Annotated in this window: 22 protein-coding genes; 14 read left to right on the forward strand and 8 right to left on the reverse strand. The window is 45.9% G+C overall.

Going from position 1 to position 24,427, the window contains the following annotated elements; translation table 11 throughout:
• Positions 1-46 precede the first annotated feature (46 nt).
• The 7 genes from asd to K6Y21_RS03840 all read left to right on the forward strand — a co-directional run bounded on the left by asd (position 47) and on the right by K6Y21_RS03840 (position 10,211).
• Positions 47-898, forward strand: coding sequence for an archaetidylserine decarboxylase (gene asd, locus K6Y21_RS03810; protein ID WP_233070413.1), 852 nt, complete (start codon positions 47-49; stop codon positions 896-898).
• A 38-nt stretch (positions 899-936) separates the two neighbouring features.
• Positions 937-1,812, forward strand: a complete 876-nt coding sequence (locus tag K6Y21_RS03815; protein ID WP_233070414.1) for a DMT family transporter — start codon at positions 937-939, stop codon at positions 1,810-1,812.
• A gap of 50 nt (positions 1,813-1,862) precedes the next feature.
• Complete coding sequence (gene mscM / locus K6Y21_RS03820) at positions 1,863-5,180, forward strand: miniconductance mechanosensitive channel MscM (protein ID WP_233070415.1); 3,318 nt, start codon at positions 1,863-1,865, stop codon at positions 5,178-5,180.
• 77 nt (positions 5,181-5,257) lie between these two features.
• Entirely contained in the window at positions 5,258-6,670 is a 1,413-nt protein-coding gene (locus K6Y21_RS03825; protein ID WP_233070416.1) for an SLC13 family permease, read from the forward strand.
• A 198-nt stretch (positions 6,671-6,868) separates the two neighbouring features.
• Positions 6,869-8,803 (forward strand): ATP-binding protein, encoded by a 1,935-nt coding sequence (locus K6Y21_RS03830; RefSeq protein ID WP_233070417.1) that lies wholly within the window; start codon positions 6,869-6,871, stop codon positions 8,801-8,803.
• On the forward strand, positions 8,800-9,300 hold the full coding sequence (locus K6Y21_RS03835) for a response regulator (RefSeq protein WP_233070418.1): 501 nt from the start codon (positions 8,800-8,802) through the stop codon (positions 9,298-9,300). Before K6Y21_RS03830 ends, K6Y21_RS03835 begins: the two co-directional genes overlap by 4 nt.
• A 140-nt stretch (positions 9,301-9,440) precedes the next feature.
• Positions 9,441-10,211 carry an S-adenosylmethionine decarboxylase proenzyme gene (locus K6Y21_RS03840; protein ID WP_233070419.1) on the forward strand — a complete coding sequence of 257 codons (771 nt, stop codon included), beginning with the start codon at positions 9,441-9,443 and terminating at the stop codon, positions 10,209-10,211.
• On the opposite strand, the gene K6Y21_RS03845 is transcribed toward K6Y21_RS03840, so the two are convergent.
• Positions 10,191-10,448 (reverse strand): DUF4404 family protein, encoded by a 258-nt coding sequence (locus K6Y21_RS03845; RefSeq protein WP_233070420.1) that lies wholly within the window; start codon positions 10,446-10,448, stop codon positions 10,191-10,193. The two genes, K6Y21_RS03840 and K6Y21_RS03845, sit on opposite strands and share 21 nt — an antisense overlap.
• Positions 10,449-10,800: 352 nt before the next feature.
• On the opposite strand from K6Y21_RS03845, the gene K6Y21_RS21375 reads away from it, so the two are divergent.
• Positions 10,801-12,753, forward strand: coding sequence for a diguanylate cyclase domain-containing protein (locus K6Y21_RS21375; protein WP_233070421.1), 1,953 nt, complete (start codon positions 10,801-10,803; stop codon positions 12,751-12,753).
• Between the two features lie 9 nt (positions 12,754-12,762).
• Here the strand turns inward: K6Y21_RS21375 and K6Y21_RS03855 are convergent, their stop codons facing one another.
• The 6 genes from K6Y21_RS03855 to K6Y21_RS03880 all read right to left on the reverse strand — a co-directional run bounded on the left by K6Y21_RS03855 (position 12,763) and on the right by K6Y21_RS03880 (position 17,973).
• Positions 12,763-12,978 (reverse strand): hypothetical protein, encoded by a 216-nt coding sequence (locus K6Y21_RS03855; protein ID WP_233070422.1) that lies wholly within the window; start codon positions 12,976-12,978, stop codon positions 12,763-12,765.
• Between the two features lie 9 nt (positions 12,979-12,987).
• Entirely contained in the window at positions 12,988-13,953 is a 966-nt protein-coding gene (gene epmA / locus K6Y21_RS03860; protein ID WP_233070423.1) for an elongation factor P--(R)-beta-lysine ligase, read from the reverse strand.
• Between the two features lie 21 nt (positions 13,954-13,974).
• Positions 13,975-14,490 (reverse strand): hypothetical protein, encoded by a 516-nt coding sequence (locus K6Y21_RS03865; RefSeq protein ID WP_233070424.1) that lies wholly within the window; start codon positions 14,488-14,490, stop codon positions 13,975-13,977.
• Positions 14,491-14,523: 33 nt separating this feature from the next.
• Positions 14,524-15,597 (reverse strand): hypothetical protein, encoded by a 1,074-nt coding sequence (locus K6Y21_RS03870; RefSeq protein ID WP_233070425.1) that lies wholly within the window; start codon positions 15,595-15,597, stop codon positions 14,524-14,526.
• A gap of 76 nt (positions 15,598-15,673) precedes the next feature.
• Entirely contained in the window at positions 15,674-16,981 is a 1,308-nt protein-coding gene (locus K6Y21_RS21380; protein WP_233070426.1) for a diguanylate cyclase, read from the reverse strand.
• Positions 16,978-17,973, reverse strand: a complete 996-nt coding sequence (locus tag K6Y21_RS03880) for an ABC transporter substrate-binding protein (protein ID WP_233070427.1) — start codon at positions 17,971-17,973, stop codon at positions 16,978-16,980. Before K6Y21_RS03880 ends, K6Y21_RS21380 begins: the two co-directional genes overlap by 4 nt.
• Before the next feature lie 323 nt (positions 17,974-18,296).
• On the opposite strand from K6Y21_RS03880, the gene frdA reads away from it, so the two are divergent.
• The 5 genes from frdA to K6Y21_RS03905 all read left to right on the forward strand — a co-directional run bounded on the left by frdA (position 18,297) and on the right by K6Y21_RS03905 (position 22,559).
• On the forward strand, positions 18,297-20,093 hold the full coding sequence (gene frdA / locus K6Y21_RS03885) for a fumarate reductase (quinol) flavoprotein subunit (protein ID WP_233070428.1): 1,797 nt from the start codon (positions 18,297-18,299) through the stop codon (positions 20,091-20,093).
• Positions 20,086-20,823, forward strand: coding sequence for a succinate dehydrogenase/fumarate reductase iron-sulfur subunit (locus K6Y21_RS03890; protein WP_233070429.1), 738 nt, complete (start codon positions 20,086-20,088; stop codon positions 20,821-20,823). The genes frdA and K6Y21_RS03890 overlap by 8 nt, the downstream gene beginning before the upstream one ends.
• A 9-nt stretch (positions 20,824-20,832) precedes the next feature.
• Complete coding sequence (locus K6Y21_RS03895) at positions 20,833-21,234, forward strand: fumarate reductase subunit C (protein WP_233070430.1); 402 nt, start codon at positions 20,833-20,835, stop codon at positions 21,232-21,234.
• Between the two features lie 8 nt (positions 21,235-21,242).
• On the forward strand, positions 21,243-21,617 hold the full coding sequence (gene frdD / locus K6Y21_RS03900) for a fumarate reductase subunit FrdD (RefSeq protein ID WP_233070431.1): 375 nt from the start codon (positions 21,243-21,245) through the stop codon (positions 21,615-21,617).
• Between the two features lie 186 nt (positions 21,618-21,803).
• Positions 21,804-22,559 carry a GAF domain-containing protein gene (locus tag K6Y21_RS03905; RefSeq protein WP_233070432.1) on the forward strand — a complete coding sequence of 252 codons (756 nt, stop codon included), beginning with the start codon at positions 21,804-21,806 and terminating at the stop codon, positions 22,557-22,559.
• A 52-nt stretch (positions 22,560-22,611) separates the two neighbouring features.
• Here the strand turns inward: K6Y21_RS03905 and efp are convergent, their stop codons facing one another.
• Complete coding sequence (gene efp, locus K6Y21_RS03910; protein WP_233070433.1) at positions 22,612-23,178, reverse strand: elongation factor P; 567 nt, start codon at positions 23,176-23,178, stop codon at positions 22,612-22,614.
• A gap of 31 nt (positions 23,179-23,209) precedes the next feature.
• On the opposite strand from efp, the gene epmB reads away from it, so the two are divergent.
• Positions 23,210-24,229, forward strand: coding sequence for an EF-P beta-lysylation protein EpmB (gene epmB / locus K6Y21_RS03915; protein WP_233070434.1), 1,020 nt, complete (start codon positions 23,210-23,212; stop codon positions 24,227-24,229).
• Positions 24,230-24,427 lie beyond the last annotated feature (198 nt).

A 24,427-nucleotide genomic window follows, 5' to 3' on the forward strand; every position in this document is an offset into this window, starting at 1 on the left:
CTTTCTAAGTCGCTGCGGCCAAGCGTTATTTATTTAGGAAAATTTCGTGTTAGATCAAATTAAAATCGCGGGCCAATACCTGCTCCCTAAACACCTTATTTCACGTCTATTGGGCAAATTAGCCAGCGCCGAAGCAGGTGGCCTAACCACGTTTTTGATTCGAACCTTCATTCGAAAATATCAAGTCAATATGGCAGAAGCGCGCTATAGCGATCCGACACATTACAAAACCTTCAATGACTTTTTCACTCGTGAATTACGCGAAGGCGCTCGCCCCATCATTGCCGAAGAAAACCAACTCGCCATGCCGGTTGATGGCAAAGTCAGCCAAGTAGGTCAGATCACTCAAGGCCGTATTTTTCAAGCGAAAGGCCATGATTTCAGCGCGCGTGAATTACTCGGCGGCTTTGATCTTGATGTCGCCCCCTTCGATGAAGGCAGCTTTGCTAACATTTATCTTGCACCAAAAGACTACCACCGCATTCACATGCCAGTTGCCGGCAAGCTAGAAAAAATGCTGTTTGTACCCGGCGACTTATTCTCGGTAAACCCTCTCACCGCCGAGAATATCCCGAACCTTTTTGCTCGCAACGAACGCGTTGTGGCGATTTTCTCGACCGAAAAAGGCCCGATGGCCATGGTATTAGTCGGTGCTACCATAGTGGCGAGCATCGAAACGGTTTGGGCCGGCACAGTTGCCCCCACCAACGGCAAGCAAGTGCAAGTCTGGGATTACAGCAATCAAGACATACGTTTAGAAAAAGGCCAAGAAATGGGCCGCTTTAAGCTAGGTAGTACCATCGTCGCGCTATTTCCAAAGGACACGCTGGAATTTGCCGAAACCTTAACGCCAGGCGCCCCCACTCGCCTTGGTGAAGTGTTCGCAACTTACAAGTAATTGCCCTTTTTACTATCCGTAACATTTAAGGAAAACACGTGCCCGCTAATGGCTTACTCTCGGTTCATATTGCTGTAGCCCTATTAGCTGGCACCGGCTTGTTTTCACAACTGGTGTCACTTCCGGCACTTGATATCACCTTTTATCGCTGCATGGTGGCATTCGCCTTACTCAGTCTCGTCCTTGCCATCACCAAGCAATCCTTTCGTTTACAGCACGCAGTGGATTATCTGATTGCCATTACCCTTGGCATCTTGGTCAGCACCCATTGGGTTACCTATTTTTATGCCATGCAATGGTCAAGTGTGGCCGCCGGTATGATTGCGCTTTATACCTATCCGGTGATCACCGTATTGATTGAGCCCTTGCTATTACGTCAACTTCCCAAACTGCGCGATGTACTGTGCGCTCTCGTGGTGTTGGTGGGGATCATTATTATGCTGCCGATTAGCGAACCCCTAGGCGATGTGGGGTCAGGCATCTTACTCGGGGTGTTCTCTGCCATCTTATTTGCGGCGCGCAATCTGTTATACAAGTACAAATTTAGCCAGTATAGCGCCACCAAAACCATGTTTTATCAAACCTTGGTCGGCGCATTATTATTGTTACCTTTAATGCCATGGCTATCAGACACAACGTCTTGGCAATGGCCAAGTGGTCATAATTTGGCGTTATTGTTGTTGCTCGGCACCTTGTTTACCGCTCTGCCCCACGCCTTACTCGTTAACGCGTTACGCTCCCTAAGCGCTTCAAGCGTAGCGCTGATTTCTTGTCTACAACCCTTTTATGGCACCTTACTCGCTATCCTAGTGTTGTGGCAATGGCCCAGCTGGCAAACCATTTTGGGCGGGGCTCTGATCCTTAGTGGCGCCTGTTATGAGACGTATAAAAGCCGAAAAATCTCGCCAAAATAAACAGATAGCTGTGCTAATATCAGTAGGTTAAATACTCAGAGGGCATTATCTTGAACCTTACTCACCTATTCTTTTGTTTTTTTTTCGCTCTGAGCTTTAGTGTCATTGCCAACGATGATGTCGTTCAAGACGACGATGTCGCGCAATTAGAAAACAAAATTTCACTCTTAAAAAGTGAACCAGAGTCGAGTGACAATCAAACCCTCATCGATACATATGAACAAACCATTGTTTTCTTAAACGAGTCCAAGCTACACAGTGATCGAGCAAAACGTTATCAAACGTTAATGGATAACTTCCCCCAGCAATCAGCCCAACTTCAACAGCAAATTAAACAATATCAGAGCACCCCTTTTCCAGATACCAATCAATGGTCAAAAAAAGCGTTAGAAGAAGAGCTTGCCCTGCGTACTTCACAACTGCTCGCCTTACAGCAAACAAAGGAAGACAAAAAGCGATTAGTCAATGAAATAGAAAAACAAGTATCAGGCTTTCAGCAAACCATTGACAAATTAAGAAGCGAATTGGTTTCGTTACAGCATAAACTCGATATTCAATCCTTTGACACCGATAGCGACAAGGTATCACAAGCTAAGCTTGTGCTGACGCAAGTGAATGAGTCAGCCCTATCTAATCAAATATTGGCGCTTGAGCTGGAGCAAATTAGTGCGGGTAATCGCTATGAAATCTATCGTCTGAATATCGACTTACTTGATAAACAAATCATTGACCTACAAAACTTTATCTATCACTTGCAGCAAGACGTCAACGCACGCTTGAAGCAAGCCGCCGAATCAGCTATCGCCAGAGGTGAACGCTTGGCTCAGCAATCTGTTTCAAGTTCACCCTTATTCAATCAATTGCTCAAAGATAATCAAATCTATAGCGATAACTTAAATGCTCTCACCAAGCAACTTGATGAGTCACTTGAAGTCCAATCCAGTGTTGATCGTCAAATGGATGAAATCAATACAGCGGTCGATAATATTCGCGAACAAGTAGAATGGTTAAAAGTCTCCAGTGCCTTTGGTGAACACTTAAGAACGCGCCTTAGCCAGCTTCCCAAAGCCCCACCATTAGAGGCAACCGAGCAAAATATCGTCTCCACTCGGCTAGCGAAGTATGACTACCAACAAGCCTTAGAAGGCTTGAATAACATATCTGTCGCTCAAAAACGTTACATAAAAGAAGCCGATCACACCTTTTCTGTCGCAGAGCAACAAGAAATCAGGGCCTTATTAGAAACCCGTAAACAACTATTAACGCAGCTGCTTACCCTGTCTGAAAACTACATTTATGAGCAAGCTAAGCTTAAGGTCAGCTACAGCCAAATGACCGCAAAAATAGACCAGATACAGGACATAGCAAACCAGTACCTATTCTGGATCCCCAATACTAAAGCCATCAGTACCAATCTATTTTCCGATACCTTGGTTGCAACCTCTTGGTTACTGAGTCAAAGTAATACGCAACAAATCCCACTCGCAATCAAGGACAAAATACACACAGACGGCATTGCTTATGCCATTGGTTTCATTGTTTTAATTTATTGTTGGATCTTCTCGAATCGTAACTTTCGCCATTACCTGAAAAACACCGCTGAACGGGTCGGTAAGGTCACACAAGATAAAATCAGCTATACCTTCAACAATGTCCTAGTTTCTATTTTGCTCGCCTTACCCGTTCCGGCGCTGCTGTTCAGCTTGGCTCACTTGCTATTAACCAGTTGGAAATACCCATTTGCGCAAAATCTCGGCTCAGCCTTAATCAATGTCTCACTGGGTTTATGGCTGTTTTTGATCATCAAAAACCTTGCCCGCCCTCATGGTTTGTTCATCGCCCACTTTAAATGGCAGGAACAATTGGTTTTACAGCAATACCGCAAGTTTCGCGCCATGGTGATGCTTGCCTTGCCAGCCTTTGGCATTTACTCGTTTGCCAGCCATTACGAAGGTGAACCAATTTATAACAGTCTTGGCTTGTTCGCTTTTATTACGCTCAACTGCGCATTAGCCATGTTCTATTGGCATGTGTATGTGGCTAAATTGCCACTGACGTATCGCAACACCAACCGCAAGAATCCTCATATTTTGCATCACGTCGTGATGCCGTTACTGATCGTGGTAAACATACTTAACTGTGTGATGGCTTTATCTGGCTATTTTTATACCGCTAACGCCTTATTAAACCAGTTTCAGTTCTCTGTGTTTATTATGATGTTGTTTGTATTAACTTATTATTTAATACACCGCTGGATGTTCATTCAAAAACGGCGTTTAGCCTTCGAGCGAGCAAAAGCCAGAAGAGCTGAAATACTGGCACAGCGTGAAAAAGAAGAGGAAGAGCCAGAAACGCGCGTAGAACAATTTGATAATATTGAAGAGCCGGAAATCGATCTCGATACCATCAGTGCCCAATCCCTTGGCCTATTGCGTACGTTATTGTACTTATCCTACGCGTTATTGATGATTTACCTATGGGCACAAGTCTATTCTGCTTTTTCATTTCTCGACAGTGTGACCGTTTGGAACTCGTCTTCCAGCCTCAATGGTAAAGACATTATCGATCCTGTTACCTTGCAAGATCTCATCTTTGCCATCTTTAGTCTCTGGACCATGTTTGTCGTGGTTAAAAATTTATCCGGCGCATTAGAGCTGCTCATACTGCAACACATTGATTTCGCTCCCGGTACCGGTTTTGCTATCACGACCATAGCGAAATATTTAGTGATCATCATTGGCGTCACTGTAGGGTGTTCATTTATGGGGATAGATTGGTCAAAAACCCAATGGCTGGCGGCCGCCCTCACGGTTGGCCTGGGCTTTGGTTTACAAGAGATTTTTGCCAATATCGTGTCGGGTTTAATGATCTTATTTGAAAAACCCATTCGCATTGGCGACACCGTCACGATCCGCGATCTAACAGGGACAGTGAGTAAAATAAAAACCCGAGCAACCACCTTAGTTGACTTTGATCGTAAGGAAATCATCGTTCCTAACAAGGCATTTATCACCGAGCAATTTATTAACTGGGAATTATCCGACCCTATCGTGCGGGTGATTATTCATGTCGGCGTGACATTCGACTCCGATCCCGTTACCGTCACCAACACCTTGTTTAAAGCCATGGGCAGCTGCTCATTGGTGTTAGAGACACCACAACCTCAAGCTTATTTTGTCGGTTACAGCAATGGCATCAAACAGTTTGAATGTCGCGTCTTTGTTAACGACAGTGACAACCTAATGCCCATTAAACATGAAGTTTACAGCGCGATTGATAAGACCTTTAAAGAAGCCAATATCATCATTAACAACCCTCAACTTGATATCAATATCAAGCGGGCCAGTAAAATTAGCCACACAAGGTAAAACTGTGCTCTAAAGCAAAGCAACGTGTCCCCATAAATTGTTAGAGTTATTTATCTATCCTCTTGTTGGCGATTAAAATGAAACTAAAACAATGGTTTCCAATGCTGATTTGCTTTGCAATTCCTCTTGCCGTACTAGCCCTGCCCAGTCATGTGCTCCCCTTGCCGGACCTCACCCTAGTGCAGCATAGGATTATTGCTATCTTTTTATTGGCCGCCTTACTCTGGGTATTTGAACCCGTCCCCGTATTTGCGACCTCTTTGCTTATTATTACCCTAGAAGTGGTGATGTTGTCCGATCAGGGGCTAGCTATCTTCGTGACGCAGCCCCCTGAGGTTAACCTTGGTCAGTTGCTCCCCTACCAAGATATTTTCGCCAGCTTTGCGTCTCCTATCATCATCTTGTTTATGGGGGGATTTGCCTTAGCTATTGCCGCTTCTAAATACGATCTGGATATGAATCTTGCCCGCGTATTACTCAAGCCATTTGGTCATCAAGTTAAATACGTGATGCTCGGCTTAATGCTTATCACGGCAGTCTTTTCCATGTTCATGAGCAACACGGCAACGACCGTCATGATGCTCGCCATCTTGGGCCCCATTATCGCATGTGCGCCCGAAAACGATCTCGGTTCCAAAGGCTTAGTGTTAGCCATTCCCATTGCCGCGAATACCGGTGGCATTGCAACCCCTATTGGCACGCCACCTAATGCCATCGCGCTGCAATACCTACCTGAAGGTGCGGTCAGTTTTGCCCAATGGATGATGGTAGGATTGCCCTTTGTTTGTGTTCAGTTAGCCCTTGCTTGGTTTTTATTAGGTTATTTGTACCCTTCAAAAAACAAGAATATGGAATTAAAGCTAGCTGGAAAATTCTTACATTCACCTAAAGCCTGGGTGGTGTATGTTACGTTCGCCATGACAATCCTGATGTGGTTAACCACTCAGCTTCACGGCATGAATGCCTATGTGGTGGCGATTATTCCTCTGGCCGTTTTCACCCTAACGGGCGTCATTACCAAGCAAGATCTCAAACTGATTAACTGGGACGTACTCTGGCTAGTCGCCGGAGGGATTGCCATGGGCATGGCCCTCGATAAGAGCGGATTAGCCGTGAAATTAGCTCAAAGCCTTAACTTTGCTGACATGGGCGTATGGTTGGTCATTATCAGCCTGTCATTGACCTGCTATCTGATGGCTAATTTTATGTCTAATACCGCGACGGCCAACTTACTCATGCCGATTGCTGCTGCCGTGGCCACCACCATGAGCAGTGGCGCAGCAGGCCAATCTGAGTTAGGCATCATTCCTGTGCTGGTCATTGTCGCTTTTTCATCTTCATTAGGCATGATCTTACCCGTCAGTACACCGCCCAACGCATTGGCTTATTCGACTGGGTTTATCGCCACCAATGACCTACTAAAAACGGGCCTAATCATAGGCACCAGTGGTTTAATCATTATGTACAGTGTGATGATGTTGTTAGTGTGAGCCCATCGAGGTTATTAATTCTCGAGTAATCAAAGGTGTCTCCGATAAGCTTAGCCAAAAGCAGCGCTGGGCTTACCTAACATACCTAATCGGAGGTCTTTGCCGAGGATACAGTAAATGTAAAAACTACCACCTAGCTCAAGTAAAAGCATAATAACTGTTTATATAATAAAAAATATTCTGTTTTAGAAGGTGTCTATGACGCGATATGAGCTAGTGTGTGTGCACAGTGATCCCGAGCAGTTGCTACTGCTGCAAAGCAGCCTAGCGGTACTGGGCTCGCATTTTAATTTGCGGTTATATCGAGATCACCATCATTGGCAGCAAGCTGAGCTCTCCCCTTCGGCCATTGCTCTCATTGTTGCCGAATTAACGAGCAGCACGCTAACCTTATTAAGCCAACACGCTCAACAACACCCTGAAACCCCGATACTCGTTTTAACACCAAGTGAGCTCAGCTTATTACCTTGCTTGATCAACCAGGCTCGAGTGGACTTAGTTTTAGAAGGAAATATCAGCGATACACAGCTGCACCAAATCAATCAGTTACTTTGCCACTTTCTCAGGCAGCGTCAAGGGCTAACCCAAGAGCTGCAAACCTTGCTAGGAGGGACTTCCCCCCCTTCCCTCAATCCATCACAGCAAACTCAATTCTTGGACTATGGGCTCTATTCTGACACAGAGCTTTCTGCGCTCGTTATCAATACCCTGTATCGTGTATTTAAAGAAAACGACGAACAGCATGTGTGCCGCAATTACAGCAAGAATCATCTGCTAACCCGCGAAGGTGAACACAATAATGCACTCTGGTTTATTGCCAAAGGTGAGGTACAACTAAAAAAATCCACCCCAAACTCAGGCGAGCAAGAAGTCACTGTCATGCGCTCAGGCTCCATGGTAGGCGGCATGTCCTTTATCACTGGCGAGCCCGCTTTTACCACCAGTATCACCTTAACCGAAACCGAGGTGATAAAACTCGAGAAAAACCAGTTTGCGACCTTAATGAAGTCCAATAGTGAGTTACTTGGTCCCTTTACCCACTTGTTACTGCGCAATTTTAACCGACGCTTGCAAGGGAGCATTATCACTAAGCTCAAACTGCAATCCACTTTACAGTCCCTCGACGCCGCTCATGCCCAACTCGTGGAAACAGAAAAAATGGCGGTCTTAGGTCAGTTAGTCGCAGGCATAGCACATGAGTTAAATAATCCCGTTGCCGCCATATTGCGTGGTACCGATACCTTAAAAACCAAGGTCCCTTTTCTGCTTGATCAAGATTTAGATATCAAAACCCGTCAACTTGGCGCCACAACCTTGAATCACGCCATGAAAATCACACCGCTATCGACAGCGCTGATCCGCCAACGCACCAAGGCAGCTATTCCCTTATTTGGCAATAATGCGCTGGCGAGAAAAGCGGTGCAAATGGAGCTTGATAGCCCAGAAAAATTCCACCAACACTTTGCCAAATCCAATCCATCGGAAATGGGTCAAAGCATAAAGATGCTGGATAACTATTATCTGGTGGGTAATTTTCTCCGTAGTATTGATGTCTGCGCTAAACGCATCGCTGATTTAGTCAAAGGGTTAAAGCATTATGCTGGGCAAGATGTCGAGCAAGCCGTATTTGCCGATATCCATGAGGGGATAGAAGAAACCCTCGTGATTTTTGAGAACAAACTCAAAGCCTATGAAGTGATCAAAACGTATCAATCCATCCCTTTAGTGCAGTGTCATCCAATCGAGTTACAACAAATTTGGACTAACCTGATCGCCAATGCGATTGATGCGACTCAGGGAGTAGGATCCATTCAAATATCGACATCCAGCTTAGTACGGGACCAACGCGACTATATCTGCGTCAGCGTAGAAGATAACGGACCTGGCATAGCCAAAAGCAAGCAGGCGGCGATATTTGAATTAAACTACACCACTAAACGAGAAGGTAATTTTGGTTTAGGCATAGGGTTAACCGTGTGCCAACAGATAATTAAACGCCACCACGGAGAAATCACGGTGTCCAGCTGTACCGATGAAGAGAACCATTTTACCCGTTTCGATGTTTACCTCCCTGTTATCAATCCCATTATCAAACAAAGAGCGAGAGCCGAAAATCTACAGGAGTCACAATGAATAAATACATCATTTTATGTGTCGATGACGAAAGAGAAGTGCTAGACAGCGTATTGGCTGACCTCGACGGGCTAAGTGAGCTGTTTGACTTGGAAGCCGCACAAAGTGTTGATGAGGCCAGAGACTTTTTAACTGAAAGCCAGCAAAACCAGCAAACCTTAGCACTGATATTGTGTGATCACTTAATGCCCGGTACCAAAGGAGTCGATTTTTTAATTGAGCTACAGCAACAAGGGGAATACAAAGCAGCCAAAAAAGTACTACTCACTGGCCAAGCAGGGCTAGAAGACACGGTTGAAGCCCTGAATCGCGGTGGCCTCGACTTTTATATTGCAAAACCTTGGCAAGGGGATGAGCTATTCGCTCACACTCAAGAGCTATTAACCGACTACATTCTCGATAATGAAAAAGACCTGATGCGCTACGCCAGGCTGCTTGATGCAGAAAAAATATTCTCCGCTATCCACGCTCGGCGTCAAAGTATCTCAAATGATTAAGGCCTGCAATGGGGCATTAAAAGTGCTGGCCACCAGCAACGAAAACATCCCACAAGGCCCCTCTTGCCATGTTAAAAAACCGATTAAACAAGTATAGTGGGCCATTGTCTCATCCGCTTCTGGTATATTTAACACCTAGCATGAAACTGATTAGCCCCTTTGAAGCCGCTGAAAAGCGCTTAGAAATTCAATTTGATAGTAAGATTAACCTGCTGCGGCTACCAAGCCATTTTTGGCAGCAGCAGTTAGATTATTGCGCGGCGACCATTTTATCTCATGTCCGCGGTCAACACGTCCATGCCTATTTGTTATCGGAATCGAGCCTATTGGTATTTCAACACCGCATCATTCTCATTACCTGTGGCTTGTGCCCCCTGATTAACACGGCCTTAGCCTTGATTAACCACTTTTCAGCCGAGGCGGTCCAAGTACTGAGTTTTCAACGCCAAAAAGAGAAATATCCAGCGCAGCAACTTAGCCAATTTAGTGACGATGCAGCTAGGCTGTCTCAACTGTTCGAAAACCTCACCATAGGCAAGCATCACCTCCATTACCAACATGCCTTGGCCAGATCCTTGGCGCCAGCGTTACATTGGCAGCTCACTCCTTTGCCTCAACATTGGCAAACTCAGTTGTTATCTTCAAGTCAAGATAAAGCCAGACTGCGCCAACTGCTGAAATTAGAGCCATTGCAAGTCGATTACTTAATTGATGACTGGCTGTTTGAGCCCGTTGGCTATTCCGCCAACGGTATCGCGCGCGCGTCTCATGGTCAGGATTACTTTTGTTTGCACTTAAGCCCTGAGCCTAGTTGTAGCACCTTGAGCCTTGAATGCTCAAACCCGGCGACATTACAGGCTCTACAAAAGCACCTAACTCGCGTTTCTGAGCTAGATCCCCATACCACTTAAGGTATTGATAATATTTCTAATTGCTGAACTTATTTGGGGATGAGCTTGCTCAAAATTCAGCATTTCTTGCTCGAGTTGTTCCGCCACTTGCTGCTGCGGTGTCTTCCCCGTTTGTAATGCCAATTCAATTTCATCCGCAACCTGCCTTAAATTTGAAACCGTACACTCATCAGCAGGAAACGCCTTTCTGATAGCATTATCTAAATGCTCAAGATCTTGTGACAGCTTTTGTTTCATATTAACCCCCTTAGGTTAAATAGACAGGCTCTATTGTTTAAACGATGAGCACGCAACCTGAGCCGAGAAACCACCACAATAGCGTGTTGCCTAAGCCATGTTGAATGATGAAGAGTGACTTCACTGTCTTTCGTATCTGCTCATTCGCTCGCCTCAGTTAATCCATGATTGCGGCTATTCACAATCTTAATACTATCCTGCTTTAAGCGGTGAAAGTGCGCTCATCAGCACAAAAATGCCTTGATACTCGTGATTTAATAGCGATAAAGTCAGCTTCATAGCAAATAAATGCGTGCACGTGGCACCGGCAACAAACCAATAAGCACATGACAGTATCACCAAGGGAACAAATGTGGGCCAAATCAACAGCGTAAACCGCGAACCTAACTTAACATCTAAGTGGCTGCCGGCCCTGATTGTCTGCGCATTTATGCTGTGCTTAAGTGGCTTTTTTACCTTGTATCAACTTCAGTATAACCAAAGTTTTCAACTTAAGACTTACACCCATCAATACCAAGCGGTTGCTCGCCGCTTAGGGCAGCTTATAGCTGAGGGAAAGCTCAGTGAAGTGGTAAACTTAACCAATAACCTAGCCAATGATAAACGCGTCGTAAAAATGGTCATTTTCGACCATCAGTTCAATCAACTTCATTCTTGGCCATTTAACCAAAAAACCACACCGCCTAGTTTGAACACGCACCTTAGGCCTTGGACCCGAGAGTATTGGCTAAAACAAGAAATTACCTTTGAAGAAAGAGTCAATGGCTATATTTACACTCAAATTAGTTTTAGCACCTTAGTGTTGCATGCTCAAAAAAGCATTTACATCGGCATTGCGTTAAGCCTGCTGTTTAGCCTCATTTGTCTGTTATTTATGCGCCGCCCCTATCAATATTTTCGTCGCTTTATCTTAGAGCTAGCCGCATTAATGCGAAGCTTTAACCCCAAGTTTGCCCTTCATACTAAGGCACAAAAGCACTACACCTTGGCCCTGTTTAAAAGTGACTTTGAAGCATTACTACAAGATGTCAAAGCCAAAGAAACTTACCAAAGCGAAACCATGGCTCAACTCGAAAAGCGCAAGGTGTTTGCTGAAACCATCATTGAAGCAGTCCAGCATAGCTTAGTGGTACTGGATAAAACCTATTGTATTAAAAGGGCAAACCAAGCTTTTTTCTATCTCATCGAAGATAATGAAGATGACTTTATCGACCTCTTTTTACCTGAATTTATTCCGCAAATTTTGGATCATAAGGAACAATTAGATCTGATTTTTAGTGGTGAGCGAAGCCAGTACCGTAGCCAGCTCACCTTAACCAGTAAGAATAAAACTAAATACTTGCGCTATACCGCCACGCGATTAAGTCAAGTTGGTCATGCCAGTCAGTTACTGCTTGCGTTAGAAGACATCACCAGTGAAATTACGTCTGCTCGCCAAACTCAACTGGCCGCTAAAATGTTCCAAGCCAATCGCAACGGCGTACTGATCTTAGACCGCCGCCATCAAATTCAAATGGTCAATCCGGCCATGCAGTCCTTATTAACAGAGCAACTGGGCAGCAATGAACTGCGCGGTGATATTAAGCAGCTGATTACGGATGCCCAGCAATTTCAGCTTATCGAAAGCATCTTAGCGCAACCCAAAAGCTGGCACGGAAAAGAAGACATCACCCTAGGAGGTGAACCTATCCCCTTTGAAATCAACTATACAGCGATCTTCGACAAGCAAGGCAACAAAGAATACAACATTTTACAATTTGCCGATTTGCGGGAAAGTTACCAGATTGAGAAGCTGGAAAAAATGGCTTTACATGATGAGCTTACCGGCTTACCAAACCGAGCAAACCTGATGAAAAGGCTGGCAAAAACACAATCCCAGCACCAACAAAAGCGATTGAATTACGCCATCGCCTTTTTGGATCTTGATGGGTTTAAGCAAGTCAATGATACCTACGGTCATGATGCTGGCGATTATTTATTACAACAGACAGCAAAACGCCTGCGCCTTCATATCCGCCAAAGTGACTTGGCGGCGCGACTGGCGGGCGATGAGTTTGTCTTGGTATTAGAAAACTACCAACATATTAATACGCTTAATTCACTGGCGCAAAAACTACTTGATGCCTTAACCCAACCCTGTCAACTCGGGAATGAAAACTTTGCCGTCTCTGCGAGTATCGGCATCAATTATGTCACCCAAGCCAGCATTCACATGGCCATCACCGAGCAGCTTAAGCTCGCTGATGAAGCCATGTATCAGGCCAAACAACAGGGTAAAAACCAAGTTGTGATCAGAGAGAACTAGGCCTACTCGCTATAAGTCGTCATTTTGCCCCTCGGCCTTGAGTAGCTTGATGACCCAAAGATAGAGAGGCAATGCCACCACCATCACCGCGGCACTGGCTAACCAATCTAAGTCGGGATCATCTATCAATCCCTGGCCGAGGTAAATAATACCTAACACCATGAGCCAATAAGCAATTCTCAGTACTTGGCCTAGATTTGAATCATTTACTTTTCTGATACGCATTACATCTACCTATGCTCGTTCAACGGGAAAAGCCATCACCTGATCGATATGCTCAGCGCCCAAGGCAAGCATCACCAAGCGGTCGATGCCTAATGCAACGCCAGCACAATCAGGCAAGCCATGCTCTAAGCCTGCAAGCAATAAGTGATCAATCGGCATTTGCGGCTTACCCGTAGCATGACGCTTGGCATTATCGGCAATAAAACGCGCTCTTTGTTCGACAGCATCAGTCAACTCATTAAACCCATTTGCTAATTCAATACCTTGATAATAAACCTCAAAGCGCTCCGCAACACGAGGATCGCCCGAATGCAACCTTGCTAGTGCAGCTTGAGAAGCGGGAAAATGATAGACAAAACAAGGCGCATCTTGGCCAATTTGAGGCTCAATCACCATGCAAAACAACAATTGAAGCAAGGTGTCTTTACAGGTTTCACTGGCGGCAATGTCAGTAAAGCCATGCTTATCCGCCAATTGCTTTAGCTCAGACAAGTCGGCATGAAGCGGATCAACTTGTAAGTATTGCTCAAACGCTTGTTGATAGGTTAAGCGTGAAGGGACATCACAGTTCAATATCAACTGCAATAAGTCACTGACCTCATCCATCAAGGCGATATCGTCAAACCCAGGGCGATACCATTCGAGCATGGTAAATTCCGGGTTATGGAACCGACCCGACTCCTCATTTCTAAAGGCTTTACAAATCTGATAGATAGGTCCAGAACCTGCCGCTAATAAGCGCTTCATGTGAAACTCGGGGGAAGTCTGCAAATATAAGCTTTGTCCCACCGCCGCACCCGGCCCAACGTATTGACTGATAAATGGAAACAGATTGATATCCGTAATACTGGCTTGGCTCATCGCAGGCGTATCCACTTCGAGCACACCAAGCTGTTGAAAATACGTTCTAATATTTTGAATAATCTCGGCTCGCTGTCGCAAAGCTTGGATTGAAGCTGTCGGGAACCAATTCATCCCACATGTTCTCCCTTACAATTAAGCATGTTCATGTTCATGGTCATGGTCATGGTCATGGTCATGGTCATGGTCATCCAGTGTGATACCAAACCGAGCGAACAACGCCGCACTGGGCTCGGATTCGTCTTCACCCGTGGCTAAGTAATACAAATGCTCCCATGTTAGAGCATAAGCGAGGGCTAAACGTTGTAAACGCTGACGCTTTATATTGCGTTCAGGTAATAACTGTGCCCCTGAAAACTGCTGTAACTGCTCGATAATATTAACAAAACGCATGGCATGGCCTGGCACTGAAGCCGCTTGATTGAAGGCTTGCAAGGCACACCAAAAGCGCGCATCGGTCTCTTGATCTTGGTAGCGCTGCCCTTGGCAAATATCATGATAAAACGAACCGCTGTTGCCCCCTTGTTTGATGATGTAATGGGCTAACTGCTCGGCTAAAAATGCCTGACCATATTGGGTAATGAGCGCCTGAGACAAAGGCGTCTCAGGTTGTGCTAATTGTTGAAAAAATATCTGCCATTGCTGAGACACTGTCTATCTCCCTGTTCATAATAAAAGCGATACTTATCGTGATGTTTGTTGCTGTAATGCTAGTTTAAGGTTTTCAACCTGACTCCCTTGGGCTAATGCCTGAGTGAGCCTCACCTTCTCTTGTTGAATATTCGCCTTAGCCTGTTGCAATTGGTTGGTAAGGGGTTGATCAACTTGACTAAAACGGCGCCAGGCCCACATCTTCGATGTGCTCGACTCTAGTGTTCGGCGGTAATCTTGACTGTAAGCGATGCCCTGTTGCTCCAACGCCTGAGTGATGGCTTGACTCGTGTTCAAATCAAAGCGCACGCTCTGCTTTGCATGCTGCTGGTATAACGACAAAATAGCACTCAAATCATGGCGTTTTTTGGCCCGCAAAAGCTGCTGCATCAGAACCTGCTTTTGCGCCTTACGAGCCGCATCTTGTTCTTTGTCAGGGTGCAATTGATGTGCTAGGCGTTTATATAACTTTTGCAGGGGTTTATCACGCAAAATCGACTTAGCCAACCCTTGCCAACATCCATCTTCGGCTTGTTTAGACTCAGGCTTTGTCTTTTCGAGCTCAATACGACGTTGCGCCAGCCAGAAGGTTAATTGCTCAGGCGAGTCAATTAAATTCAAGAGATCATCTGTCGCAAGGGGACTGGCATGCTCGAGTAACGCGGTCAAGACTTGACGAAGTTGTACAAGCATATCATGGCTGGGTATGCTGAGCTGGTTGGCATTGAAAAGCAGGTGTTGTGTCAGCTCATGCAGCAGCTTAGTGATCGGTTGCGGGTCAGCTAAACCATGTGCTCGTAATGCTAGGGCATCATTGATGACCCACTGAGCCAACTGCTGGTGTTGAGCGAAATCTAACGCATTGGACGCAAGGTGATCCAACCATTGCTTTAATTGTTTCAGCTTTAAGTCGATCAACTCTCTCTCGGCCCCTCCAAGGGCAGACAGGTAGGCTTGATGATATTCGCCAGCTTGCTGCTCTAATTGCAGCTGATGTTGTCTTAACTGAGATACCTGCTTTAACAAAATCGGCGCATCAGCATCGCAAAAGTGCAACCGGTTTTCGTCAGGTAAAGGGGATGTCTCAGTTGGCTCAATCATAATCACGGGTCGGGGCCTAACAATGGGCCTATGTTATCTAACTATCGCGGTAGGCACCATGGAAGGGGACGTTTTTTTCCACTCAGTGTGTGGTCTGCAATGAAGATGAGGCGTTGTCTCTGCGCCGTTTTTTATCTTCATACATCCCATGGTCAGCCAATTTGAGCAGTTCACTGAAGGTTTTACCTTGCTCGGGATACATTGCCATTCCAATACTTGCGCCCATCGCCAGCGTTTTGTCATGCCAACCGATGGCCTCTGATAGTGTCGAGCTAATTTGCTTGGTTTTCTTTTCAGCTTCTTTACTCTCCCCAAGTAGGTCAAGCCACACCACAAATTCATCTCCTCCTAATCGACCAATCAAATCAGACTCTCTCACCAAGGCCTTTAATTTCTCAGCCACGGTCTTGAGCACAAAGTCACCTGCATCATGCCCATGGTTGTCGTTTATCTCCTTAAAGAAGTCCAAATCAATAAACAACAACGCGGCATGGCTATGGGTGCGCTTGCTTCGAGCCATCGCAATCGTGACCTGATTAGAGAAAGCACGGCGGTTAAACAACCCCGTAAGCTCATCATGCTCCGCTAAATACTGTAATTTGATATGCTGAGCACGCAACTGACTGGTTTGTTGTTCTACTTCATACTGCAATAAATCCCGTTTAATGGTGGATTTTTGCAATGAATCCTTCATTTGATTAAAAAATTCGGCCAGCTGGGTAAACTCATCCCGTGGCCCAGGCCTTAATCGACTCGTTAGCTCACCTTTGGCTAGATCTCGCATCCCATAATGAAGCATGGTGAAGCCCACCCTAAAACGCCTTAAGGTTGCATAGGCAAACAGCGCCAGTACAGCCGCAATCACCAGCAGTAGTACGCCGTTAAAATACAAAATGTTAAGAGAGATGTGCTGTGCTTCTTCAATCGATCTTTGATGCAAACGATACAGGTCTTCGGCCATACCTTGAATGGTCATATTCAATCTGGCTTGCAGCATTGAACTTTGTTCAGTTTCGCCAAAGGAGTCAGGCATGGGCTCACTTATTTGCATCTTGAGCAGCGTTCCCATAGTGATGTTCATTCGCTGTAGATTCACGATTTCAGTCAAGCTCGAGGAGGGCAAGATGGTCGAGTTGTTGAGTAACTCACTCAACATCATTTGCGTTTCTTGTGCTTGCACTAAGGCAATGTCATCATCGTATTGATGGTATTGCCATATATGACTGCGTAATAAATCGAGGTTTAACTGGATTTTCATGATGTGGGCTAATTCAACATTCGCCGCTACCTGATGTGAATGCAGCCGAAATAGCGAAACCATCATCACTAAAATAAGCCCAACCGATAGCAAGGTAATGATAAGCAAACGCCGAGAAATAACCTGATTCACTGGGCCTCCACAATAGCAGAAATAGGGTCTGCTGATAGCCGCAATAACATAGCACGATAATCGGGTATCTCATGTTGTTCAACTAAGCCTTGATCTATCGCCCAGCGAGCTTGAGTTTGTAAGTTAGACAACAAAGCGTTACCTAACGAGAGTCGAAATAAATAGTCTGGCCACGACCAACTCAATTGATTAAAAGGCACATTTAAATACTCACTGACTAAGGTTTGGCTGCGTTTGGGGTGAGAAACCAACAGCAAGTTGGCCTGCTCTAGTGCATCTAACAACGCAGAGATGTCTGTTTGACTCGGCATGCTTTCCTGCTGCGTGATGAGGTTAAATGATAGGTTATACACCCCTTCACTTTGCAGCTGCAGCACCTGCTCAGGCAGCATGGTGTTGAGCTCATAACCAAAGGGCTCCCACACTGAAATAGCGTTAACTTCCTGGTTAAGGAGTGCGCTGACCAATTGACTCGGAGAATAAAAAAGCTTTTCGACCCCTCCGCTGTCTAAGCCGTTTAAAATCAACAAACTGTCTAAGAAAAACTCACTTGAACTGCCTTTTATCACCCCCACCTTGGTCCCCACTAAATCATCCACCGTATTGATTTTCTGGTCTTTAAGGGTGAGCAGCTTTAAATCATTACTCGATTCAACAAAAGAGGTGATCAACTTGAGATTCGCGTGTTGAAAGCTGCGAAACATAAAAACCGTCTCGGAAGCCGTTGCAAGGTCTGCCTTGTTTTCGAGTAGCATATCGACACACTTTACCCCGCCACGACATGGAACCAGCTCAACATTTAACCCTTTTGCCCTGAATATCCCCTTATCTTCAGCGACAAAAAAAGCGGAGGTCAAAGGCGTTTGAGAAACCGCAATGCGGATAACCGGCTTAACAGGCGCGCTATCGACAGAAGGCTTGGCGTACCAAAAAGGTCGCGAAAAAATCACAACCAATACGATCCCAACGCATGCCATCGCGGCTCTGACCATTCATTATCATCCTTGCCCTTCTCATAACTAGTTAAAGTGTAGCTAGGAATCACAAAATTAGACGAATTTATCATCTCTGCCACACCTGGTTGCCGTCTTAATTAGCTATCCAGATCACAGGCTAGGTCACCAACTTAAGCTAAGGGCCGCGCCCTACTCAAATTGAACTACTATTTATTGACTTTAATTACTTGTTTTCATGGGTAAATAAAATCATCAAATTGTCTTATTTCAGCCCCAGTTTTTGATCGAGATCATGCCTTTTACGGGGGAAGAGAGGATCATCTGTCATATCAGCATAAACACTCCTTAGGAGGTATTTAGTGGAAATTATAAAAACGGATGTGGCCATCATAGGCGCAGGCGGCGGCGGGCTTCGAGCAGCCATTGCCGTAGCTGAAAGCGACCCAACACTGGACATCGCATTGATCTCTAAGGTCTACCCTATGCGCAGTCATACGGTGGCAGCCGAAGGGGGTGCAGCGGGCGTGGTACAAGATCATGACTCTTTAGACAATCACTTTAACGATACCGTTTCTGGCGGGGATTGGCTTTGCGATCAAGATACGGTGCAATACTTTGTTGAAAATGCCACGCGCCAGTTAACTCAACTTGAGCATTGGGGCTGCCCTTGGAGTCGCCGAGAAGATGGTAAAGTCAATGTTCGCGCTTTCGGTGGCATGAAAATCGAGCGCACTTGGTTTGCGGCCGATAAATCCGGTTTCCACATGCTCCACACCCTGTTTCAAACTTCGATTAAATACCCTTCGATTAAACGTTTTGATGAACACTTCTGCCTCGATTTATTGGTGTTTGATGGCAAGGTGCAAGGCGCCGTATTACTGGATATTGCCGAAGGCATTACCCGTGTTATTCAAGCCAAAAGTGTCATCGTCGCCACCGGCGGAGCGGGCCGAGTTTATACCTATAACACCAATGGCGGCATCGTCACCGGTGATGGCATGAGTATGTGTTATCGCCACGGCGTACCGCTTCGAGACATGGAATTTGTGCAATATCACCCCACCGGCCTGCCCGGCTCAGGTATTTTAATGACGGAAGGTTGTCGCGGTGAAGGCGGGATCTTGGTCAATAAAGACGGCTATCGCTACTTACAAGATTATGGCTTAGGCCCAGAAATCCCTGTTGGCCAAACCAAAAATAAATACATGGAACTCGGGCCACGTGACCGCCTCAGCCAGTGTTTCTGGCAAGAGCAACAACAAGGCCGCGTGATCAGCACCAAACGTGGTGACGTGGTTCACCTTGATTTACGCCACCTTGGCGAAGCCAAAATTAATGAGCGCTTACCTTTTATTCGCGAGCTTGCCAAAGCCTATGTGGGTGTCGATCCCGTTCATGAGCCAATTCCAGTTCGCCCAACGGTGCATTACACCATGGGCGGCATCGAGACTGATGCCCTAACGGCTACCCGTTTAGCAGGTTTGTATGCAGTAGGTGAATGTGCTTCAAGTGGCTTACATGGCGCCAACCGATTAGGCTCTAACTCCCTTACCGAGTTAGTTGTATTTGGTGAAGTGGCAGGCCAGCAAGCCGCTAAGTTTGCTCAAGAAAACAAACATGCTGCCATCGCTAAAATCCGTGATGCAGCAGGTGAAGTGATAAATAAAGCCCATGCCCTATTACACAGCGAAGGCACCGAGAGCATTGCCAGCATTCGTAAAGAAATGGGCGATTGCATGGAAGCCGGCGTGGGAATTTACCGCACCCAAGCCTCGATGCAACAGGCCATAGATAAACTAGCCGAGCTAAAACAACGCTATAAGAAAGTAAAAATCAACGATAAGTCGAGTGTGTTTAACACCGAGTTTTTGTATGCCGTTGAGCTAGGTTATTTACTTGATACCGCAGAAGCCATGGCACATAGCGCGATTTTGCGCAAAGAATCGCGAGGCTCTCATCAGCGCATTGATGGCTATGAAAAGCGCGATGATGAAAATTTCCTTGCCCACTCATTGGCCTTTTATAACCCAGATGCGGCGCCCACCATAGATTACAAATCCGTGGTGATCACCAAGAGCCAACCAGCAGAGCGCGTTTATGGCGCAGCCTCTGAAGCCCAAGAAAGCGCTAAGTCTACGGAGGCAAAACATGACTAACTCGACCATAGATATCGACATTTTGCGCTACCGCCCCGAGCAAGACAATGCGCCATTCGTGCAAACCTATCGCATTCCTTATGACGAAGAAATGTCGATGCTCGAAGCGTTGCAATACATTAAAGATGAAGTGGATGGCACCTTAAGCTTTCGCTGGTCATGTCGCATGGCCATTTGTGGTAGTTGCGGCATGATGATAGATGGTGTGCCTAAACTGGGCTGTAAGGCTTTCTTGCGCGATTACTACCCCAACAAAATCAAGCTAGAGCCACTAGCCAACTTCCCCATTGAGCGGGATTTAGTGGTGGTGATGGATGACTTTATTACCAAGCTCGAAAGCATCAAGCCCTACATCATTCCTGCCGAGGAAAAGTCCCTCGAGCAAGGCGAATACATTCAAACCCCTGAGCAGATGGCCAAATACAAGCAGTTTTCCATGTGCATTAACTGCGGCCTATGTTATGCGGCTTGCCCTCAATATGCGCTAAATACCGAGTTTACCGGCCCTGCCGCGCTGGCACTGCTGGCACGATATAACCGTGATTCTCGTGATGCCGGCAGCGCCGAGCGTATGGCCATAGTCAATGCCGAAGAAGGCGTATGGGGTTGTACCTTTGTGGGCTATTGTTCCAAGGTGTGCCCTAAAGGGGTCGATCCCGCCGCCGCCATTCAATTGTTTAAAGTCGAAAGTGCCAAGGATTACTTAATTGGCATGTTTAAGCCAGAATAGGAGCGCATCATGCAACCACATTCAAGTAAACGTAAACCCTACCAGCGGGAGCTACCCGTCGATTGGTGGCTAAAACATGCGTTTTATACCAAATACATGATCCGTGAAGGCACCAGCATCGCCATTACCATCTACAGCTGTATTCTGGCTTGGGGCTTGCTGCGCTTATCTCAAGGCGAGCAAGCTTGGCAAGGCTGGCTGGAAGCCCTGCAGCATCCCATTGCTATCTTATTTCACGTGCTTGCTCTTGGGCTCGCTCTTTATCACACCATTACTTGGTTTGATTTAGCACCTAAGGCCGCCGATATTTGGTTAAAGGGTAAAAAATTGGAAGATAAGGTCATAGTGATGGCTCACTATGTTGGCTTTGCGCTGGCTACTATCGCGGCATTGATCATTATTACTTATTAGGGGGCGCCATGAGTCATCAAACATCACAACCTAAACGCTCTCATGAGCCCGTATTTTGGGGCTTATTTGGCGCTGGCGGCATGCTTACCGCGTTTTTAACCCCGGTCATGATACTGATTACGGGGATCTTAATTCCCCTTGGCATCATCGACAGTGACGCCCTTAGCTATGAGCGCGTCCATGGTTTTGCAACTTCTTGGTATGGCGCGGCTATTTTGCTGGTGCTGATTGCCTTGCCCCTGTGGCATACCTTACACCGCATTTTTCATGGTTTACATGATATTGGCGTTCACCGTGGGCGCGATTGGCAGCAAGTCATTTGTTACGGCTTTGCTTTTGCCGTTAGCGTATTCTGCTTTACTTTATTGATACAAATGCTTTAGATTTTATCCGCAATGCAGCACTGCGAAACCAGTGCTGCTGCCCACCTTGCTCTTTTTTCAAAAAATGCCACAAAATAATGATTAATAAAATTTAACCTTTTGGTGTCGTTTTTTAGCGTAAAAACTAAGCAAGATTACGCTCAGGGTGTATGCTTTTGAAAGAACCCATAGCGCAGTTGCGAATTTATGACTCATTCTCGAAATAATGTCTTGCCGTTTTTATCGAGTGGTCCAAACCCGACAAACAAAAACGAGCAAAACAGCCCCCCTTCTGCTGCATTAACACAAAGATTACAAAGCTTATGCGCCATATCCGAACTAGGTAAAGAGCCTATGCCGCTGCATCAGCTTTTTAGCTCGTTTCACCGCTCACTCAAGCCAGCCATTTACGCCGAAAATATGTTAATTGCCTTATACAACCCTGAGCGAAGCCATATTCATATTCCCTATTTTATTGACCAAGCCGATGAAGAGCTGGAATTAAGCGAATTTACACCTGCGCGTGAATTTATTGAATCCACACTGGTTGGCTATATTTTTCGAAGAAAACTGCCGATGCTAGCGGATAATCAAAAACTGCTCCGCTTAAAGCAATCTGGAGCGGTCACCATTAGAGGCACAGTCAGTCAAAGCTGGATAGGGCTTCCCTTGATTTACCAAGGACAAATGGTTGGCGTATTGGCTTTACAAAGCTACGACACAGCACATTGCTTTAAACAAGAAGACCTAGCGTTTTTGCAATACGCATGTCACCCTCTGGCTGCCGTTTTGGGTTACCAGATGGCTCAAGCATCCCAGCAAGCTTATGCTGAGCAATTGGAAGATTTAATTGATTGGCAACTGGATGAACTTAAGCACGTTGGCCAAAAAGCGGTGCAATTAGAAGCCTTTCATAAAGCCGAAATCAGCCCAAGAAGTCGAAAACAAAAAGTCACTCATTAGGCCACAACACACATAAGAAAAAGCGGATCGAGTCCGCTTTTTCTTGGTCTGGTTACTTCACTCGGCCTACATATTCCGCAGAGCGCGTATCAACCTTAATCACTTCACCAATTTGGATGAATAGGGGTACACGTACCACAGCACCCGTTGACAAGGTCGCAGGTTTACCACCGGTACCCGCTGTATCACCTTTTAGGCCAGGATCTGTTTCGATGACTTCAAGCTCGACAAAGTTCGGAGGCGTAACGGCAATCGGGTTATCGTTCCAAGTGGTGATAGTACATACATCTTGCTCTACCAACCATTTAGCTTGATCACCAACGGCTTTTTCATCAGCGGCTACTTGTTCAAACGTGTCGTTATTCATAAAGTGCCAAAACTCACCATCGTTGTACAGGTAAGCTAGGTCATAGTCCATTACATCAGCGGCTTCGACTGATTCACCCGATTTAAAGGTTTTCTCCAGTACTTTACCTGACAGTAAACGGCGGATACGAACACGGTTAAAGGCTTGGCCTTTACCTGGTTTTACAAATTCGTTTTCAATGATGGCACAAGGCTCGTTGTCGAGCATTATCTTTAGGCCACTGCGAAAATCACTGGTACTATATGTTGCCATTTTTTCCTCTTAGCAAAATCGAGTTACGCAAATGCGGCAAATAATAACCCGAAATGACCTCTCTGTGCAGAGGCATTGGCAAAAAGAACTAGCAAATGCGATCAAAACCCCGCAAGAATTGATTAAAATCCTCAATTTGGATGAACAAGATTTTGCTGCGGGGTTTGCCGCACGCCAATCTTTCCCCATGTTAGTCCCATTACCTTTTGTCGCCAAGATGGCGGCAGGGGACAAAAACGATCCCTTACTACGTCAAGTCATGCCATTAGAACAAGAGTTGCTTCAAGTCCCCGGCTATCTCCTCGATCCCCTTGAAGAGCATGACACTGTGGTACCTGGGCTATTGCATAAATACCAAAGCCGCGTCTTGTTTATCGTCAAAGGCGGCTGCGCGGTGAATTGTCGTTACTGTTTTCGTCGCCATTTTCCTTACCAGGATAACAGCCCTAACAAGCAGCAATGGCAAGCGGCCATTGACTACATAAGCCGCCACAGTGAAATCAATGAAGTGATTTTAAGCGGCGGCGACCCTTTAATGGCCAAAGACGAGCACCTTGATTGGCTACTGACTCAGTTGGAGCAAATCCCCCATCTTACTCGAATAAGGATCCATACCCGTTTGCCTGTGGTTATTCCCAGTCGCTTAACGCCAGAGCTGTTATCTCGCTTACAAACGAGCCGGCTAAAAGCCGTGATGGTGTTACACATCAATCACGCCAATGAAATTGACCACACATTGCGCCAAGGATTACAACAAGCGCGCGCTCATAACATCACTTTACTGAATCAAAGTGTATTATTACGCGGGGTTAATGATTCAAGTCAGGCTTTAGTGGCTTTGAGTGAGGCCTTATTTGCAGCGGATGTGCTGCCTTACTACTTACATGTATTAGATAAGGTGGCGGGTGCAGCGCATTTTGATGTGCCAGAGTCTCAGGCGCAAGCCTTGATCCAAGCAATGCTGAAAGCGCTGCCTGGCTTTTTAGTGCCCAAGTTAGTACGCGAGGTGGCCGGCGAGGCCAGTAAAACACCTATCGACCTGCACCAATAATCAAGGCCAGATAATCCGTACCTTCAAGCCCAAATCACGCGCCCAAATACTCGCTCAAAATGTGCGCCAGAAAGCCACGTAGAAAAAACGCGCTCAACGCGCGTTTTTAGCTAACTCTAGGGCCTGTTTATCTTTGGTGGTTAATTTTTGTTCGAGATAAAAGCGTTTTGGGCAAGGCGAGCAGTGTGTAGCTTAGCG

The sequence above is a fragment of the Motilimonas eburnea genome (assembly GCF_021295345.1).
GTDB lineage: Bacteria > Pseudomonadota > Gammaproteobacteria > Enterobacterales > CBDFNC01 > Motilimonas > Motilimonas eburnea.